Source organism: Christiangramia marina, assembly GCF_048285865.1.
GTDB lineage: Bacteria > Bacteroidota > Bacteroidia > Flavobacteriales > Flavobacteriaceae > Christiangramia > Christiangramia marina.
In genome coordinates this window covers 1-282 of record NZ_JBLVTK010000087.1, presented here as the reverse complement: position 1 = coordinate 282, position 282 = coordinate 1, and the positions used below count along the sequence as shown (strand labels likewise).

The 282-nt window shown below is 70.9% G+C and carries 1 protein-coding gene; it reads right to left on the bottom strand.

Annotation, left to right across the window (positions count from 1 at the left end):
* Nucleotides 1–282 (bottom strand): GIN domain-containing protein (locus tag ACNKXS_RS15425; protein ID WP_417921657.1); only part of this gene is annotated, 282 nt, incomplete at both ends.

The following is a 282-nucleotide window of genomic DNA, read 5'->3' as shown; positions in this document are numbered from 1 at the left end:
CTGCCGAATACCTCGATGTCGCCGCTGCCGGAAATCGATGCCTTGACCCTCTGCCTTGCCTGCACCGTGCTGCTGCCGGAGCCGGTCTGGCCGACTTCGACGCTGGCCGCGCGCAGGTGGCGCGCATCGAGTTCGCCCGAGCCGCTGGCGGTGGCATGCAGCTCGCGGGCGCTGCCGACGATCGTCAGGCTTCCCGAACCCGTGAGGGCCGCCTCGAAACGGTCGACCCCCGCACCCGCGTTCAGGTCCAGCTCGCCGCTGCCGCTGAGGGCGGCATTGACC